The 15,988-nt window shown below is 69.0% G+C and carries 14 protein-coding genes and 1 pseudogene; 6 read left to right on the top strand and 9 right to left on the bottom strand.

Features of this window, described 5'->3' with window-relative positions; all coding sequences use genetic code 11:
* Positions 1-14: 14 nt before the first annotated feature.
* From QF032_RS32035 to QF032_RS32015, 5 genes and pseudogenes are all read right to left on the bottom strand, one after another.
* Positions 15-296 (bottom strand): hypothetical protein, encoded by a 282-nt coding sequence (locus QF032_RS32035; protein ID WP_037706614.1) that lies wholly within the window; start codon positions 294-296, stop codon positions 15-17.
* A 104-nt stretch (positions 297-400) separates the two neighbouring features.
* Positions 401-772, bottom strand: coding sequence for a DUF317 domain-containing protein (locus QF032_RS32030; RefSeq protein ID WP_307060459.1), 372 nt, complete (start codon positions 770-772; stop codon positions 401-403).
* Between the two features lie 742 nt (positions 773-1,514).
* Positions 1,515-1,727 (bottom strand): phage terminase small subunit, encoded by a 213-nt coding sequence (locus QF032_RS32025; protein ID WP_444875864.1) that lies wholly within the window; start codon positions 1,725-1,727, stop codon positions 1,515-1,517.
* An 84-nt stretch (positions 1,728-1,811) separates the two neighbouring features.
* Positions 1,812-2,219 (bottom strand): annotated as a pseudogene (locus QF032_RS32020) (transposase family protein); the annotation flags it as partial.
* A gap of 160 nt (positions 2,220-2,379) precedes the next feature.
* Positions 2,380-3,018, bottom strand: a complete 639-nt coding sequence (locus QF032_RS32015) for an NADPH-dependent F420 reductase (RefSeq protein WP_307058680.1) — start codon at positions 3,016-3,018, stop codon at positions 2,380-2,382.
* Between the two features lie 443 nt (positions 3,019-3,461).
* Between QF032_RS32015 and QF032_RS32010 the strand changes: the two genes are divergently transcribed.
* Positions 3,462-3,935 carry an ATP-binding protein gene (locus QF032_RS32010; protein ID WP_307058678.1) on the top strand — a complete coding sequence of 158 codons (474 nt, stop codon included), beginning with the start codon at positions 3,462-3,464 and terminating at the stop codon, positions 3,933-3,935.
* Positions 3,936-4,172: 237 nt separating this feature from the next.
* Here QF032_RS32010 and QF032_RS32005 read toward each other — a convergent pair whose 3' ends face one another.
* A complete protein-coding gene (locus QF032_RS32005) occupies positions 4,173-5,060 on the bottom strand; it encodes a universal stress protein (RefSeq protein WP_307060457.1) in 888 nt (295 codons plus the stop codon).
* Between the two features lie 301 nt (positions 5,061-5,361).
* Here QF032_RS32005 and QF032_RS32000 point away from each other — a divergent pair, with 301 nt between their 5' ends.
* Positions 5,362-8,130, top strand: coding sequence for a cation-translocating P-type ATPase (locus QF032_RS32000; protein WP_307058676.1), 2,769 nt, complete (start codon positions 5,362-5,364; stop codon positions 8,128-8,130).
* An 82-nt stretch (positions 8,131-8,212) separates the two neighbouring features.
* On the opposite strand, the gene QF032_RS31995 is transcribed toward QF032_RS32000, so the two are convergent.
* Both QF032_RS31995 and QF032_RS31990 read right to left on the bottom strand, forming a co-directional pair.
* Complete coding sequence (locus tag QF032_RS31995) at positions 8,213-8,689, bottom strand: DUF488 domain-containing protein (RefSeq protein ID WP_307060454.1); 477 nt, start codon at positions 8,687-8,689, stop codon at positions 8,213-8,215.
* A gap of 65 nt (positions 8,690-8,754) precedes the next feature.
* Entirely contained in the window at positions 8,755-9,093 is a 339-nt protein-coding gene (locus tag QF032_RS31990) for a cupin domain-containing protein (RefSeq protein WP_307058674.1), read from the bottom strand.
* A 203-nt stretch (positions 9,094-9,296) separates the two neighbouring features.
* On the opposite strand from QF032_RS31990, the gene QF032_RS31985 reads away from it, so the two are divergent.
* Positions 9,297-9,767 (top strand): universal stress protein, encoded by a 471-nt coding sequence (locus QF032_RS31985; protein WP_307060452.1) that lies wholly within the window; start codon positions 9,297-9,299, stop codon positions 9,765-9,767.
* 346 nt (positions 9,768-10,113) lie between these two features.
* On the opposite strand, the gene QF032_RS31980 is transcribed toward QF032_RS31985, so the two are convergent.
* Entirely contained in the window at positions 10,114-12,885 is a 2,772-nt protein-coding gene (locus QF032_RS31980) for an aconitate hydratase (protein ID WP_307058672.1), read from the bottom strand.
* Between the two features lie 418 nt (positions 12,886-13,303).
* Here QF032_RS31980 and gap point away from each other — a divergent pair, with 418 nt between their 5' ends.
* From gap to pdhA, 3 genes are read left to right on the top strand one after another with little or no spacing between them, the layout of a single operon-like run.
* On the top strand, positions 13,304-14,311 hold the full coding sequence (gap, locus tag QF032_RS31975; RefSeq protein WP_306947863.1) for a type I glyceraldehyde-3-phosphate dehydrogenase: 1,008 nt from the start codon (positions 13,304-13,306) through the stop codon (positions 14,309-14,311).
* 57 nt (positions 14,312-14,368) lie between these two features.
* The gene (locus QF032_RS31970) at positions 14,369-14,836 is read left to right on the top strand and encodes a CBS domain-containing protein (RefSeq protein ID WP_307058670.1); all 468 of its coding nucleotides are present in this window, start codon (positions 14,369-14,371) and stop codon (positions 14,834-14,836) included.
* Between the two features lie 46 nt (positions 14,837-14,882).
* Positions 14,883-15,986: a pyruvate dehydrogenase (acetyl-transferring) E1 component subunit alpha gene (pdhA, locus tag QF032_RS31965; protein ID WP_307058669.1), complete on the top strand. Its 1,104-nt coding sequence runs from the start codon at positions 14,883-14,885 to the stop codon at positions 15,984-15,986.
* The last annotated feature ends 2 nt before the right edge of the window (positions 15,987-15,988 follow it).

Here is a 15,988-nt window from a genome sequence, read left to right as displayed (position 1 = left end):
GGTTCGGGGGTGAATCACTGGCCTGCGTCCGGCCCGGTCGCCCCGCGTCGGCGGCGCGGGGGTGCCTCGACCGGGTCCTGCCAGGTCAGAGCGACGGCCACGGCGGGCGGCAGCGGGCCGAACTGCTCGGCCTCCGGGGACTCGGCGATGTAGACCATCGGCCGACCGTGCTCGTCCACCGCCTTCTCCACGCCGCCCAGACGGTGGGCCATGGGGAAGAAGGGGTTGATGGCAAGACGGACGGGTGTATCGCGGTCGCAGGCGGACAGCAGGTCGAGGATGTCGCCGACGGTCATCTCGGGCGAGTGCGGGTCCAAGGCGTTCTCCTAGCAGTAGCGGGCGAAGCCGCGAGAGCAGGGGCAGGGTACGCGTCGCGTATACAAGGAAGAGGATGCGCCCGTCACAGGGGCCGGGACGTTGACAGGATCTGGGCCACGACGCCGGCAACGATCTCCGCCGGCGTGTCCGTACCGAAGGCCATCCGGTAGCCGGGGACGTTGGCGGTACCGGTGACGGCGATGACCCAACCCTCGCCCGTCACCCAGTCTTCGTCAGCGCCGCCGGGCCGACCGTTCGGGAAGTAGCCAAGGTAGAACCGGCCGTCGCGCGAGCTGACGTGCACGTCGGCGCGGTCGTCGACGATGTGCGTGAAGTCGGCCTCCGAGAACTGGTCGATCACCTCCATCGCCTGGCCAGCACCGAGCTTCCAGGAGCGGAGCCGCAGAGCCGCGACCGTCGTGGCGAATCCAGGTTGCGCAGCATCCAATGCCACAGCATCACCTCTCTGACCTGGGGTTACCGGAAGGTCGTTCAGGTTGACATGCCGTCGCAGCGTCCACCAGCCCTTTGGGCGATCTTCCTTGTCTGCCACCGGCGAACTTGTCTGTTGTCAGCGAAGCCAGCCGCTTTGCCATCCAACCCGGTCGAATAGTGGTGAGCTCTCGGTGTCGCCGCAATGGACACCTCGGCCATGCCGTTACGCGTGAGCTGCGCACTCTCGGATGGGACACTTGGTCACATGAAAGAGGTGCGCTGCGAGCGATGCGACAACATCATTGGCATGGGGTGCGCCTGCCCTCCTGATGGCAGCGTGCCCAAGGCACACCCGGAGGAAAGGTGTGTTCGACAGGAGTGGCGGCGGTTCCCCGGCAACGCCATCTTGATCAAACAGAATGGTAAGGCGCACGTTCCAGGCGCCTGCGATCACATGACAGAAGACGAGGTGCGGCCTCCGAAGTGGGGTTGGATTCTCGATCCGTCCCCCGGAGATTGGGGCCGTATCAGCGAAAGCAGCCCAGCCATCGCCACGGAGGGGAACGCGCAGCTGAGGGCGACGAGCCGGTGCATGACATGCATGGGGACTCTCGGCGGCTGATGAGCTGCAGGGCGTGCTGTGCTGTGGGGCAGCTGACCAAAGGACCGACGGCTTGCCGTCGGCCCTCGTTCGTTTCGTGGTTCTGGGCACGCCGGATGCGGCACGACTCGGTTCGATGGCAAAACGATTGGGTTCGATGTCAACGGACAGAACAGTCCTTGGACAGTGAAGCCAGTCGCCCTGTCATCCAATCGAGGCGTTTGACCTCGGGCTCGGGCTCGTGCAGTTCGATGCGCACGCGGCGCCGGTCGCCCTCGGCGACGAGGAGTCGCTCGAAGGCGGAGTAGATCGTCTGGAGCATCTGCCCCGACCGCTTGCCCGACTTCTTGCAGTAGGAGAGGTCTTCGCACAGCGAGTAGGCAGCGCCCAGTCGGACTGCTGGTAGAAGTCGGCCTGGCCGGTGTCGGGCTGCATGGAAGGTTTCAGTGAACCTCTTTCATCCTCTGTATGCGCAGATCAGGAGGGTGTGGACGGAAGAGACGATGCGTCCGATGCGGTTGGTCGAGCACCGGGCTCGACCAAGTAGACGCCAAGTTTTCAACTGTGCGAAGGCACGTTCGCCGGGGGCGCGCAGTCGGGCATGGTCCCGGTTGTACTGCTGGTAGTGCTCGGGCAGTTCGTGGTGGTGGTAGTAGGGGGTGCGGGCGGTGGCGCCGGCGCCCTGGTGGGCACGGTCGGCCAGGACGAGGATGTGCCGGGTGAGGCAGTTCTCGATCACGCCGTGGGCACGGGCGGCGGTCAGGTCGTGGGTGCGTCCGGGCAGGGCACGCGAGAACCACAGGGGTGTGCCATCGGGTGCGGCGATGACCTGCACGTTCATGCCGTGCTTCTTGTGTTTCTGTGCTATGCGGGCTGCTTCCGGTTCTTGGCTGAGGAGGCGCGGGGACCACCGCGGTGCCTCATCCATGGGAAGACGCTGCCAAACGCGGTTTCTCCGGGACATGGGCGGGGTTGCCAGCCACCGGGGAAGGCATCGGGGCCCCGGCCCACGTGTCTGGGATCGGCTAGGGAAGGATCTTGATTGAGCTGTGCCAGTTCAGCTGGAGTGGCTGCTGGATGGCGATGTGCAGGAATCCCATCGCCTCCAACTCGCGAGCTCTGCGCAGGGGTCCTACATCCATCGGGCGCATCGTGCCGGAGCGGACAAGTTCCGCGATCTTGTCCTTGGCTGCGGAGTCGTCTCCGGCGATCAGGACGTCGAGCGGGAAGCTGTGGCCCTCGCCTGTCGTCAGCAGGCCGGCGAAGGTGGTGTTGAACGCTTTGACGACTTTCACGTCGGTGCCGACGATCTGCTGGATCTCCTCGGCCGCCGAGCTGTCGGGGAGTGTCACCCGCGCGTCCATGGTGGAGACGTCGATGGGGTTGCAGATGTCCACGAGGACCTGTCCGGCCAGTGCGGCCCCGGCGGATCTCGCGACCTGCAGCGCCGCGTCGTACGGCAGCGCGAGCACGGTGACGTCGGCTGCCTTTGCCGAAGCGGCCCAGTCGCTTTCGCCGTCCGGGAACCGCTGCTTGAGCTCCTCGGCCAACGCCCGAGCAGGCTCGACGTCGGGGTGGACCAGGCACACTCCATGACCGCCTGCAAGAGCACGGGTGGCGATGGCGCGGCCCATGTTGCCGGGGCCCACAATGTTGATCTTCACTGCTGCTGCCTTCCGGGTCGGCGGAGCGTACGACGCCGTCGGGTCCGGCGGCCTGCCAATGGGCAGCTGGCCTCCGAGCGAAGGGCCGCGTCAGGGTTCAGGACGCCGAGAGGCGCAGATGCATCCCTATCCCGAGGTCCGACGGCTGTGCCTGAAGGCCGGTCACTGTCACCTGGATGGCGGACACGAGCGCGGCTGCTGACCGTTCGGACGACTGTGGAAGATCCCCTGGCCGTTTGGTCGGCACATCGACTCGCGCCTCGCCGCCGATCGCACCTGCCCGCTTCGCCGGCGGATTCAGCCCAGTGACTGGTTCTGATGCAGCCATGACATGGCGGAGACGTCGAGTAACCGTCCGTGTGGCCTTCGGGTGGGGAGTGTGGTGAGGATTTAGGGGTAGTTGCGATGGGCAAGGACGGCGCTTCGGACGTGAGGCGGACTGTATGAAGCTGGCTGAGCAAGACCAGGGTCAGCAACTGCGCCCAGACTGTTCGATTGCGGTCTCCGCTGCGTTCGAGGGCAGCGAGGAGATCGCCCAGGCCCGTCTCATGGCCCGGTCTTTCCTGCTGGAATTGCAGGACGAGCACGAGGTGCTGGTGTCCTGCCGGGCGGCGGGCATGATCGAGCTGGCGGTGAGTGAGCTGGTGACCAACGCCCGCAAATATGCTCCAGGGCCCTCCTTGCTGACGTTCGAGCTCAGCGGAGACGCCGTTGAGATCACCGTGTGGGACACCGAGCCGAAGATGCCCGTGCTCCGGCCGCCGGACCCGACGCGGGTAGGCCAGCACGGGCTGGAGATCGTCCTGGCGGTGTGCCAGAGCTTCGAGGTCCATCGCGAGCCGGTCGGCAAGCGGATCAAGGTGACGGTCGCTTTGGCCGATGACCAGCTCGGGGACGCAGCCGGCAGTGCGGGGTGATCAGGCGGCCAGGTCCAAGGCGGCAGTCTGCACGTTCGGTCGATCAGCCTCACGGCCGGAGCGAGGGGGCTGGTGCGCTCGAAAGTCCTCGCGGGACTGCCGGCCCCGTTCGGCCTGGACATGGTCGATCACAGTCCCTCGCCGGATGCTGACCGCACGCACGCCTTTTGGGGTCTGTCCGACGCACAGCGATGCCGCGCCGCATTTCCGTCCGCGTCCGAGAGGTCTTGGCGCCGGTCAGCGGCTGTTGTCGGGGCTGCGGACGACTGCCACTGGGCAGTGTGCGTGATGCAGCATGGCCTGGCTCACCGATCCGAGCAGCAGTCCGGCAAAACCGCCGCGTCCGCGTGCACCGACCACCAGCAACTGAGCCTTGCGGCTCGCCTCGATCAGCGCCTCCCGCGTCCCACCGTGGACAACCTCGTGCTTCACGCTCACGCCCGGGTACGTCTCCTGGTAGCCGGCGAGCGCCTCGGACAGGAGACGCCCCTCTTGTGCGGCCAGCGCTTCCGGTTCGTTCGCGTACGGCACCGCCTCGTCCTGCGGCGCTGGCATCGGTGCGTTCCAGGTGGTCCAGGCGTGCAGAGCAACGATGTCGACCCCGCGAAGTGCCGCCTCGGTGAAGGCGAAAGCAATCGCTCCGGCCCCAGCCGAGGACCCGTCGACCCCCACCACGATCGGCCCTGTAACCTCGCCCTCTTCGCGGACGACGAGAACCGGGCACCGGCCATGAGCTGCGAGATGCACCGCCGTCGATCCCACCATCAGCCCGACGAAGCTCCCCATACCGCGCGACCCGACAACCACGAGGTCCGCGGCACGCGATTGCGCCTGTAGGACCGTCAGCGGTTCCCCTGGCACCACAGCGCGGGAGATATCCACCTCCGGTGCCAACGACCGGGCGCGCTCCTCCGCCTCGGTCAGCAGGCGTTCCACCATGTTGCGCAAGCCGCCCTCAGGAGGGCCCAGCGGCGACGGGCCCAGTTGCACGTGCATGGCGGGCCAGATGAACGCATGCACCAGCCGCAAGTCTGCGCCGCGCCACCCTGCCTCCCGCGCCGCTGCCTCTACTGCGGCCATGCCCGAGGCCGAACCGTCCACGCCCACCACAACCAGACCGCTCATCACACCTCCCGCTTCCCTACCTTCCAGGTTCACTCCGACGGCTTCCTGCTGCCAAACGATCAAGAGGCCATTGCGGGGCTGGTCCGCCACCCGGGAGGGGAGGCTGCCCACCGATCACGGGTCGTAGCAGCTCAGCACCGGGCCGTCTGAACCGTTCGGATGGCACGTTGCGGTCGGGGGCGGCCGGCTTCGGGCGGACGGAGTCGTCGGGTTTCCACGGCCAGCGGCTCGGCGTAGGAGCGTGGTCCCGCAACGCTGCGCCCACACTGCGTCAGCGCTCGGTCGCGGAAACAATGAGGGCATGGCTCCTTCGACGAGCGCGGGACTGCCGCCCTCCTGGCACGCTCTGTCTGCCGGTGAAGTGGCCGCCGGGCTCGATGTGGATCCTTCCTCGGGGCTGTCGTCGGCTGAGGCGGCCCGGCGGCTTGTGGAGTATGGGCCGAACCGCCTTGAGGAGGCTCCGGCAGAGCCCGGATGGCGGGCGTTCCTACGGCAGTTTCAGGACTTGCTGATCGTCATCCTGCTGGTTGCAGCGGCGGTCAGCCTGGTGGTGTCCCGGGAGTGGGAGACGCCGGTGGCGATTGTCGTCGTGGTGTTGCTCAACGCGACGATCGGGTTTGTTCAGGAGTCACGCGCCGAGGCGGCGCTGGATGCCCTGCGGCAGATGACCGTGACGACCGCCACCGTCCGTCGTGACGGCCGACTGGCACGGCTGGACGCCGCGGAACTCGTGCCTGGGGACGTGGTGGTCCTGGCGGCCGGTGACCGGGTGCCCGCCGACGGCCGGTTGTTTTCGTCGAGCTCGCTGGAGGTGCAGGAATCCGTCCTGACGGGTGAGGCCATGGCGGTGGCGAAGTCGGCGGATGCCACCGTCGAGGCCGAGGTGCCGCTGGCAGACCGGGTGACCGCGGTGTACATGAATACGGCTGTCACCCGCGGTCGCGGGGAGGTCTTGGTCACCGACACCGGTATGGCCGGCGAGACCGGCCGCATCGCCGACATGCTCCACAAGGCCCAGCCGGGGCCGACACCGCTGCAGCGGCAGATCAACGCCCTCAGCCGCACCCTGACCTGGGTCTCCGGGGTGGTCATCGTCGCTGTCTTCGCCCTGGGGCTGGTGCGCGGGCAGGATTTCGGTGACCTGTTCGTCAGTGCCGTGTCCTTGGCGGTCGCGGCCATCCCTGAAGGACTGCCGGCCGTCGTGGCCTTCACGCTGGCCATGGGGACCGGCCGGATGGCCAAACGAGGCGCGATTGTCAAAAGACTGGCATCGGTGGAGACCCTGGGCAGTACCTCGCAGATCTGCACCGACAAGACCGGCACGCTGACCTTGAATCAGATGACGGCGCGGGAGCTGCTGCTGGCCGGCCGCCGGTTCACGGTCTCGGGACAGGGCTACTCCTTCGACGGCCGCATCCGCACCACCGACGGCTCGCCGGTGCCGGCCACCATGGACGACGCGTTGACCGCGATGGCCCTGTGCTCCGATGCCGTCCTCCGAGACGGGCAGGTGGTGGGGGACCCAACGGAGGGCGCGCTGGTGGTGCTGGCCGAGAAGGCCGGCATCGATGTGCCCCGGCTGCGCCAGGAGCGGCCCCGGCGACTGGAGATCCCTTTTGACTCCGCTTACAAGTTCATGGCGACCTTCCACGACTGGACCGATGACACCGGCCGTGAGGTGATCCGGTGCTTCGTCAAGGGTGCCCCCGATGCGCTGGCCGACCGTGCGGACCGCTACCTCGGCGGCGAGACGATCCTGCCGTTCGACGAGGAAGCCCGGCAGCGCTACGGCCAGGCCAACAGCGCCCTGGCCGGACAGGGCATGCGGGTGCTGGCCCTGGGGGCCGAGGACTTCCCGGCCGAGGGCTTCCAGGCTCCCGCCGACCCGAAGGAGTTGCTTGATCGGGTGGTGCTGCTGGCCCTGGTCGGCATCGTCGACCCACCGCGCACGGAGGCGCGCGCGGCGATCGCCGAGTGCCGCAACGCCGGGATCCGGGTCCGGATGATCACCGGTGACCACGCGATGACCGCCGGGGCCATCGCCGGTGAACTCGGCATCCCGGGGCAGGCCATCACCGGCGCCGAACTGGACCAGATCGACGACGACGCCCTGCCCGGCCGACTCGACGAGGTGGGGGTGGTCGCCCGGGTGTCGCCGGAGCACAAGATCCGGATCGTACGGGCGCTGCAGGCCCGCGGAGACGTGGTCGCCATGACCGGCGACGGAGTCAACGACGCACCCGCGCTGCGCCGGGCCGACATCGGAGTGGCCATGGGCGTCACCGGGACGGAGGTGACCAAAGAAGCCTCGACGATGGTCCTGACCGACGACAACTTCGCGACCATCGTGGCCGCCGTCCGCGAGGGACGGGGCATCTACGACAACATCGTGAAGTTCGTCCGCTTCCAGGTCTCGACGGCCTTGGGCTTCGTGACCACGTTCCTGGTCAGCTCACTGACCGGCCTGGCAGGGGGCGCACCGTTCACGGCACTGCAGATTCTGTTCGTCAACCTGGTGATGGACGGCCCGCCGGCGATGTCCCTCGGAGTCGACCCCGTCAGCCCGGACGCGATGAGCAAACCCCCACGCCCGACCGGCGAACCCATCCTCAGCAGAAAGCGGCTTGCCCGGATCCTGCTGACCAGCGCGGTGATGGCGGCAGGCACCCTCGCGGTGCTGACCTGGGGACCAGGACCCGAGGCAGAACCGGGGCAGGCCACCGTCGCGGGCACCATGGCCTTCGTCACCTTCGTCTTCTTCCAGGTCTACAACCTGCTCAACGTCCGGCACGACACACACAGCGTCTTCAGCAGGCGGACGCTGGAGAACCCCTCCATGTTCGTCGCCGGTGCTGCCGTGATCGTGCTGCTGGTTCTCATCGTCGAGATGGACGCCCTGCACGGCTTCTTCACCACGACCAACCTGACCTCCAGCCAGTGGCTCGTGTGCGCAGCCGTCGGCTCGACCATCCTGTGGGCCGGCGAGCTGGTCAAGACTGTGCTGCGGTCTCGTACCCGCCGCCGCACGCGCTCACGGACCATGCAGCCGCAGCCCAGCAGAACACAGTGAGTTCGGGTCCTATGAACCGCTTGACCATCGGCCAACGGCGGGCACCGATGCGGTCACCGGATGCGGGGCCACGTATCGCTCTTCAGTGCTGGTCGTACACCAGGAGGCCGTCCTCACGCAGCCGGGCACCAACCGTCGGCCGGTGTTCGGTCAGCCGCCCGTCATGGGACAGGTGCAACACCGGGGTCCCGCGCGCGAGTACCGCGAAATCGGCGATGATCCGCCGGTGGCAGCGCCACCACACCGCCTCCGCGCACATGACCGTGGTGCGCACGGCCGCGGCCTGCACGAGTAGCTCGTCCATAGCTGCCACGAACTCCGGGTCCCGCGTGTACCCGGCGTATCCGCGGAAGGAGGCGTTCTGCCAGAACGTGTCGGGCGAGTCGGGCGCGGTCCTGCGGAAGCCCCCAAGTCGAGGTTCCCACCGGTAGGCGATCCCCTGACGCGGCATCCACTGCTCCAAGGCGCCTCGGTTCGCGTCCGGGTTGTGGCGGCTTCCCGGAGCGGTGCGGACGTCGACCACGGCCAGCACCTCGGCGCCGTCGAGGAGGGCGGCCATCTGTTCTCTGGTGGCGGTGCTGTGCCCGAAGGTGAGCAACTGTCCGCGGCTCTGGTCCGTGCGGTTCACACGTCAGCCGGTTTGGCGACGGTGAGGAGCACCGCTGCGTCGTCGATCGCCTGGAGGGCGTGGCGTGCCGGGGGGATGACGATCAGGTCGCCGCTGCGCCCCTCCCAGGTGGTCTCGCCGCTGGTAAGCCGCACGCGTCCGCGCAGCACGAGCAGGGTTGCCTCTCCGGGGGTCTCGTGCTCGGCCAGCGACGTTCCGGCGGTCAGGGCGAGGACGGTCTGGCGCAGTGTGTGCTCATGGCCGCCGTAGACGGTGGTGGCGCTGCGCCCGCTGGAGGTGGAGGCGGCCCGTTCCAGTTGCTCGCGAGCTTGTGCGTCCAGGGAGATCTTCTGCATGTGTGCGGTCTCCAGGTATGTGGGGCGGCATCTATCCGCTGGTGCGCCGTTCGAACAGTCCCGTATGGCTGGACGCGCCGACCGGCACCGGCTCCTACCCACTCGACGGATCGGCGGGGTGTCCCTGCCGGCCGCGATCGTATGGCGTATTACCCGTATTTCACACAGTGTGGATGTGTATGGGGGCAGAAGGGATGAATTTCATGGATGGACGGGACTCGGCCGTGAACGTCGTGGTGGGTGTCGACGGCTCGCCTTCGTCGCATGCCGCGCTGCGGTGGGCGGTCCAGTATGCCGAGCTGATCGGCGGTGATGTGGTGGCAGTGGCTGCCTGGGAGCTGCCCTGGGCGTACGGGTGGTCCGCGCCCGCGGTGGATCCCACGTTCGACCGAACGATCGCGGAGCAGGGCCTCGTCAACCAGGTGCACCAGGTTCTCGGCGAGTCGGGCGCCGCCCAGGTGCGAAAGCGTCTGGTCAAGGGCAATCCCGTCGAGGTGCTGCTCAGTGAGGCGGAAGGGGCCAAGGCCCTCGTGGTGGGCAGCCGGGGCATGGGCGGTTTCCGTCGAACGCTGCTGGGCTCCGTGAGTCAGCAGTGTGCGATGCACGCCACCTGTCCGGTCGTCATCGTTCGTGGGACCGTCGAGGTGACGCACGCCGGTACACAGACTGAGTGAGGCGGGGCCCGCTGCGGGTGAGGGCCCCCTTGGCGGCCCCGTCACTGGCGCGCAGACGAGGCGGTGTGCGCCGCGCTCGGTCAGGTGCCCCTGGTGGCCGACGACTTTCGCGAGTGGGGGTTGCGACGGGCTTGGCCATCGCTTCGCTGCACCGCCTGCACCGGCGGCGGGGCGGGGGCGGTCGACGACATCCTTGCCGACCCACCCCGGGTCGGCCGGCAGCATCGGGGAGGCGGACCGAGCCTCCCCCACCGGAGACTGCGGATGCGGCCGGGGGATGCCGTTCATGTGCGTCGGTGTGACGTCGATGCTTCCGGAAGCCGGCGGTGCGGTTCTCGGCACGGTGTCATAGGGGGAGCAGGGCGCGCAGGGCGTAGGGCAAGATGCCGCCGTGCCGGTAGTAGTCGGCTTCCGTTGGGGTGTCCAGGCGCACGCGTGCGGTGAACCGTGTGGTGCCGCCGACCCCTTCCGCCTCGACGGTGACCTCGTCGTGCAGCTCGGCCAGGCCGTGGATGGTGTACTGCTCCTCACCGGTCAGGCCCAGAGAGCGGGCGCTGTCGCCGGGGGCGAACTGCAGCGGCAAGACTCCCATCCCGATCAGGTTGGAGCGGTGGATCCGCTCGAAAGACTCGGCCAGGACGGCCCTGACGCCGAGCAGCGCAGTTCCCTTGGCGGCCCAGTCCCGCGACGATCCGGAGCCGTACTCCTTGCCGGCGATGACGAGCAGGGGGACGTCCTCGGCGGCGTACCGCATCGCCGCCTGGTAGATCGTGGTCTGCTCGCCGTCGGGCAGGTGACGGGTGTAGCCGCCCTCGGTTCCGGGCGCCAGCAGGTTGCGCAGCCGGATGTTGGCGAAGGTGCCGCGGATCATCACCTCGTGGTTGCCGCGCCGGGAACCGTAGGAGTTGAAGTCCCCGGGCGCGATGCCGTGGGCCTGCAGGTACTCGCCCGCCGGTGAGTCCCGTTTGATGGCTCCGGCCGGGGAGATGTGATCGGTGGTGACCGAGTCGCCGAGCAGGGCCAGCACCCGGGCGCCGGTGATGTCGTCAGGTGGCCGTGGCTTGCGGGGCATGTTTTCGAAGTAGGGCGGCTTGCGCACGTATGTCGAGGCGGGATCCCAGGTGAACAGGTCACCCTCGGGGGTGGGCAGGGCCCGCCACCGCTCGTCGCCGGTGAACAGGTCCGCGTAGCCGTCGGTGAACATGCTCGGCCGCAGACTGGTGGAGATCACCTGCTGGATTTCGTCCTGGGTGGGCCAGATGTCGCGCAGGTGGACGGGCCGGCCGTCTGTGCCGGTGCCCAGCGGATCGCGGGTGAGGTCGACGGCCATGGAGCCGGCCAGGGCGTAGGCGACGACCAGCGGTGGTGAGGCCAGATAGTTCAGTTGCGTCTCGGGGTGGATGCGGCCTTCGAAGTTGCGGTTGCCGGAGAGCACCGAGGCCACGGTGAGGTCTGCCTTGGCGACTCCTTGGGAGACTGCGGGGATCAGGGGGCCGGAGTTGCCGATGCAGGTGGTGCAGCCGTAGCCGACCAGGTCGAAGCCGAGCGTGTCCAAGTACGGCATCAGTCCCGCGCGTTGGAAGTAGTCCATGACGATCCTCGACCCCGGCGCGAGGCTGGTTTTCACCCAGGGCTTGGACCGCAGGCCGCGCTCGACGGCGTTCTTGGCCAGCAGCGCGGCGGCGACCATCACCTGGGGGTTGGAGGTGTTGGTGCAGGAGGTGATTGCGGCGATCACGACGGCGCCGTGTCCGATCTCGGAGCTGCTGCCGTCTTCCAGCGTCACCGGGACGTGCTCAGGCGGCCGTGCCTTGCCCGTTCCGGTCGCATCGAGGCACCCCGGCTGGTCGCCGGGGTGGCTGCCGGTGACGGCCACCGGGTCGGACGCCGGGAAGGACTCCACGCCGCTCTGGTCCAGGCCGACCGGGGCCGCGTCGCAGGTCACGTCGCCGTCCAGGACAGCGCGCAGGACCCGTGAGGCGTCCGCCAGGGCGATGCGGTCCTGCGGCCGTTTGGGTCCGGCGATGGACGGGACGATGGCCGACAGGTCCACTTCGAGGGTCTGCGAGTAGTCGGGGGTGTGGGAGGGGTCGTGCCACAGTCCCTGCTCTTTGGCGTACGCCTCCACCAGCGCCACCTGCCCGGGGGGCCGGCCGGTGAGCCGCAGGTAGGAGAGGGTCTCGGCGTCGATGGGGAAGATCGCGCAGGTGGCGCCGTACTCCGGGCTCATGTTGCCGATGGTGGCCCGGGTGGCCAGTGGCACCTCGGCCACGCCGGGTCCGTAGAACTCCACGAAGGAGCCCACGACGCCGTGCTGGCGCAGCCGCTCGGCGATGGTCAGCACCAGGTCGGTGGCGGTGCTCCCTTCGGGCAGCGCGCCGGTGAGCCGCACGCCGATGACCTTGGGGATGAGCATGCTCACCGGCCGGCCGAGCATCGCTGCCTCCGCCTCGATGCCTCCCACCCCCCAGCCGAGCACGCCGAGCCCGTTGACCATGGGGGTGTGGGAATCGGTCCCGACCAGGGTGTCGGGGAAGGCCGTGCCGTCCTCGGCGAACACCACCCGGGCCAGGTGTTCCAGGTTCACTTGGTGGCAGATGCCGGTGCCCGGGGGCACGACGCGCAGGTTCCGCAGTGCGGTCTGCCCCCAGCGCAGGAACTGATACCGCTCCCGATTGCGCCGGTACTCCAGCTCCACGTTGCGGCCGAACGCCTCGGGAACGCCGAAATGGTCGGCGATCACCGAGTGGTCGATGACCAGTTCCACGGGCCGCCGTGCATCGATCAGCGCCGGATCGCCGCCGAGCGCGGCCATGGCCTCGCGCATCGCCACCAGGTCCACGATGCACGGCACCCCGGTGAAGTCCTGCATCAGCACCCGCGCAGGCGTGAACTGCACCTCGGTCGCCGGCTCCGCCGCCGGGTCCCAGCCGGCCAGCGCCTCGATCTGGTCGGCGGTGACGGTGCGGCCGTCCTCATGGCGCAGCAGGTTCTCCAGCAGCACCTTGAGGCTGTACGGCAGCCGTTGTGAGCCGTGCAGGGCGTCGAGCCGGTGGAGCGAGTAGGAGGTGCCATCGGCGTCGAGCGTGCCGCGGGCGGCGAAGCTGTCCAGGGACATGGGCGTGCCTCCTCAGTACGGGTCGGGCGGAGGTCGGCACGGGCTGGGGTCCCCCCAACGCGTCCCGGCGAGGGGCCCGGGCCCGGACCGGCCGTCCGCCCTGGGACTCGCGTGCCGGCCGGCTCGCCGACCTCCCGCCGTCACCTCAGGTCACCACCCTGCGCCCGGGCGCCCGTCCGCCGTGTCGACAGGCCGGCGCAGCCTTGCAGGGCAGCACTGCCCAGGCGGGCGGAACCAACCAGGGTCAGTCTCGACCACGCATATCCGGCCCGCAAATGGGGCGAATCCGGGAGCCACGGGGGAGGGGACGCGGGGCTCCGGCCTTGGCGCATCCAGCCTGCGTACCGAGCGGAGGGGTGATAGGACGGATCGAGGGTCTCGTCCGCATTGCCCGGAATCGATGGGAAGGGAACTCCGGATGGCGAAGATCGCGATCAACGGTCTCGGACGCATCGGGCGGGCCGCGTTCAAGATTCTCCACGACCTCGACGGGGTTGAGGTGGCTGCGGTCAACGACCTGGTCCCCGCCGAGAATCTGGCTTATTTGCTCACCCACGACACTGTCTACGGACGCTATGGGAAGTCCGTCACCGCTGCCGGTGACGCGCTGGTCGTCGACGGACACACCGTCCCGCTGTACAGCCGCCGCGACCCGGCCGAGCTGCCGTGGCACGAACTGGGCATCGACCTCGTCCTGGAGTGCACCGGTGCCTTCCGGCGCGAGGAGGAACTGACCCGGCACCTGTCCGCGGGCGCACGATTCGTGATCCTCTCGGCGCCCGCCCGCACCGAGACGATGGCCACCGTCGTCCACGGCGCGAATATCGCCCCAGCCGGGCAGCAGGTCATCTCCTGCGCAAGCTGCACGACCAACTGCATCACCCCCGTGGTGGAAGTGATGAACCGCAGAATCGGCGTGGAGCGGGCCGTGATGACCACCATCCATGCCTACACCTCCACCCAGCAGCTCATCGACGGGCCCAGCAAGGACTTCCGGCGCGGCCGGGCCGGAGCGGCCAACATGCTTCCCGCCTCCACCGGCGCCGCGCTCGCGACCACCAAGGCACTCCCGGAGCTGGCCGGCCGCTTCGACGGCGTGGCCGTCCGGATCCCGATCCCGGTCGGATCGATCGCCGACATCGTGCTCGTCACCTCCCGCCCGACGTCGCCCGAGGAAGTGAACGACCACTTCCGTGCGGAGGCCACCACCGACCGCTACAGCGGCATCCTCGGCGTCTCGGACGAGCCGATCGTCTCCAGCGACATCATCGGCGACTCCCGCGCCTCGATCGTCGACGCGGCGATGACCCGGGTCGTGGACGGCACCCTGGTCAAAATCATGAGCTGGTACGACAACGAGTGGGGCTTCACGCACCAGATGGTCCGCGAGGCGCTCTCCGTGCTCGGCGTCACTCAACCGCGGTGAGAAGCGCCCCACCGCAGTCGCGCGGACCGGCCGTTGCACCCACCGGGAAGGAACACGGTGAAGGTCAAAGAGATCATGACCACCCGGGTGGTCACCGTGGCCGAGGACACCCTGGTGGCCGACATCGCCGCGGCGCTACGCGGGCACCGGATCAGCGCCGTGCCGGTCCTGGACACCGCCGGCGCGGTGGTCGGCCTGGTCAGCGAGTACGACCTGCTCGCCCGCGAGGGAGCTACCGCCCGCGAGGTGATGACCCGCGAGGTCATCACCGCCACCGAGGACACCGACGTCGAGCAGGTACGCCACCTGCTGGTCGAACGCCGTATCCGACGCGTCCCGGTCCTGGCCGGACAGCGCCTGGCCGGCATCGTCAGCCGGTCCGACGTGATCGCGCTGCTCACCACCGAATGGGCCTGCCAGGTCTGCGGACAGACCGAGCGCGGCCCGCACCCGCCACCGCGCTGTCCCACCTGCGACGCCGGCAAGAACCGGTTCACTCAGCAGGCACCGCCCCCCGGCAGCTGACGCAACCACGGCAGACAGCAGGCCCAGACAGCAGGAGACACCGGCCATGGACCCGACGCAGGACCGTACCGAGCCCCACCCACAGGCACCCCCGGCGAGTGAGGACCCGGCGGCGCTGCGCGGCTGCTACCGGCAGATGGCCCTGATCCGGCACTTCGAACTGCGGGCCGCGGAGATGTACACCCGGGCGAAGATCGGCGGCTACTGCCACCTCAACCTGGGCGAGGAGGCCACCGTCGTCGGCCTGATGGCCGCACTGCGGCCGACCGACTACCTGTTCACCACCTACCGCGACCACGGCTATGCGCTTGCCCGCGGTGCCGACCCCGGCAAGGTGATGGCCGAACTGTTCGGCCGCGCCACGGGCCTGTCCGGCGGGCGAGGCGGCTCCATGCACCTGTTCGACGCCGGGCTGCGGATGCTCGGCGGCTACGGGATCGTCGGCGGCCAGATGCCCCCGGCGACCGGGGCGGCCCTCGCGATCGCCCACCGCGGCGAGCCCGGACCGGACAGCGAGGCCGTGATGTGCCTGCTGGGCGACGGCACCACCAACATCGGCGCCTTCCACGAATCTCTCAACCTCGCCGCCGTATGGCACCTGCCCATCGTCTACGTCATCGTCAACAACCACCTCGGCATGGGCACCCCGGTCGAGGCCGCCTCAGGAGAACCAGCGCTGTACCGGCGCGGCTGCGCCTACCGGATCCCCGGCGCTCGGGTGGACGGCAACGACGTGATCGCCGTCCGCGACGCAGCGCAGACCGCTCTGGAGCAGGCGCGCACCGAGCACCGGCCCCGGCTTCTGGAGGCCGTCAGTCACCGGCTTCGCGGCCACTCCGTGGTCGACCCGGCCCGCTACCGCTCGGCGCAGGAGACCGAGCGGCTGCGTGAGCAGGACCCGCTGCCCGCCTTCCGGGCCCGCCTGATCGAGGACCGCATCTTCAATCAAGAGGCGGCGGACCGCATCGACGAGGAATGCGAGCAGGCGGTCACCGCCGCCGTCGACTTTGCCGACGCCAGCCCGCCCCCGGACGTCGCGACCCTGTTCGACCACGTGTACGCCACCGAGGTCGCCAACACCCACTTCGGCCTGCCCGGAGACAGCCCGACCGGTCCCGGGCTCTTCGTCGACCGCCCCGGGAAGGAGTAGCC

Source organism: Streptomyces achromogenes (assembly GCF_030816715.1).
Lineage (GTDB): Bacteria > Actinomycetota > Actinomycetes > Streptomycetales > Streptomycetaceae > Streptomyces > Streptomyces achromogenes_A.
The sequence above is the reverse complement of the archived record's forward strand: the minus strand, read 5'-3'. Positions and strand labels throughout refer to the sequence as shown.

Coding starts and splice junctions, on each gene's coding strand:
- QF032_RS31980 (WP_307058672.1), bottom strand. CDS start 12,885: ATGTCCCTGGACAGCTTCGCCGCCCGCGGCACGCTCGACGCCGATGGC.
- QF032_RS31990 (WP_307058674.1), bottom strand. CDS start 9,093: ATGCAGAAGATCTCCCTGGACGCACAAGCTCGCGAGCAACTGGAACGG.
- QF032_RS32010 (WP_307058678.1), top strand. CDS start 3,462: ATGAAGCTGGCTGAGCAAGACCAGGGTCAGCAACTGCGCCCAGACTGT.
- QF032_RS31995 (WP_307060454.1), bottom strand. CDS start 8,689: ATGGCCGCCCTCCTCGACGGCGCCGAGGTGCTGGCCGTGGTCGACGTC.
- QF032_RS32000 (WP_307058676.1), top strand. CDS start 5,362: ATGGCTCCTTCGACGAGCGCGGGACTGCCGCCCTCCTGGCACGCTCTG.
- QF032_RS32035 (WP_037706614.1), bottom strand. CDS start 296: ATGACCGTCGGCGACATCCTCGACCTGCTGTCCGCCTGCGACCGCGAT.
- pdhA (WP_307058669.1), top strand. CDS start 14,883: ATGGACCCGACGCAGGACCGTACCGAGCCCCACCCACAGGCACCCCCG.
- gap (WP_306947863.1), top strand. CDS start 13,304: ATGGCGAAGATCGCGATCAACGGTCTCGGACGCATCGGGCGGGCCGCG.
- QF032_RS31985 (WP_307060452.1), top strand. CDS start 9,297: ATGGATGGACGGGACTCGGCCGTGAACGTCGTGGTGGGTGTCGACGGC.
- QF032_RS32005 (WP_307060457.1), bottom strand. CDS start 5,060: ATGAGCGGTCTGGTTGTGGTGGGCGTGGACGGTTCGGCCTCGGGCATG.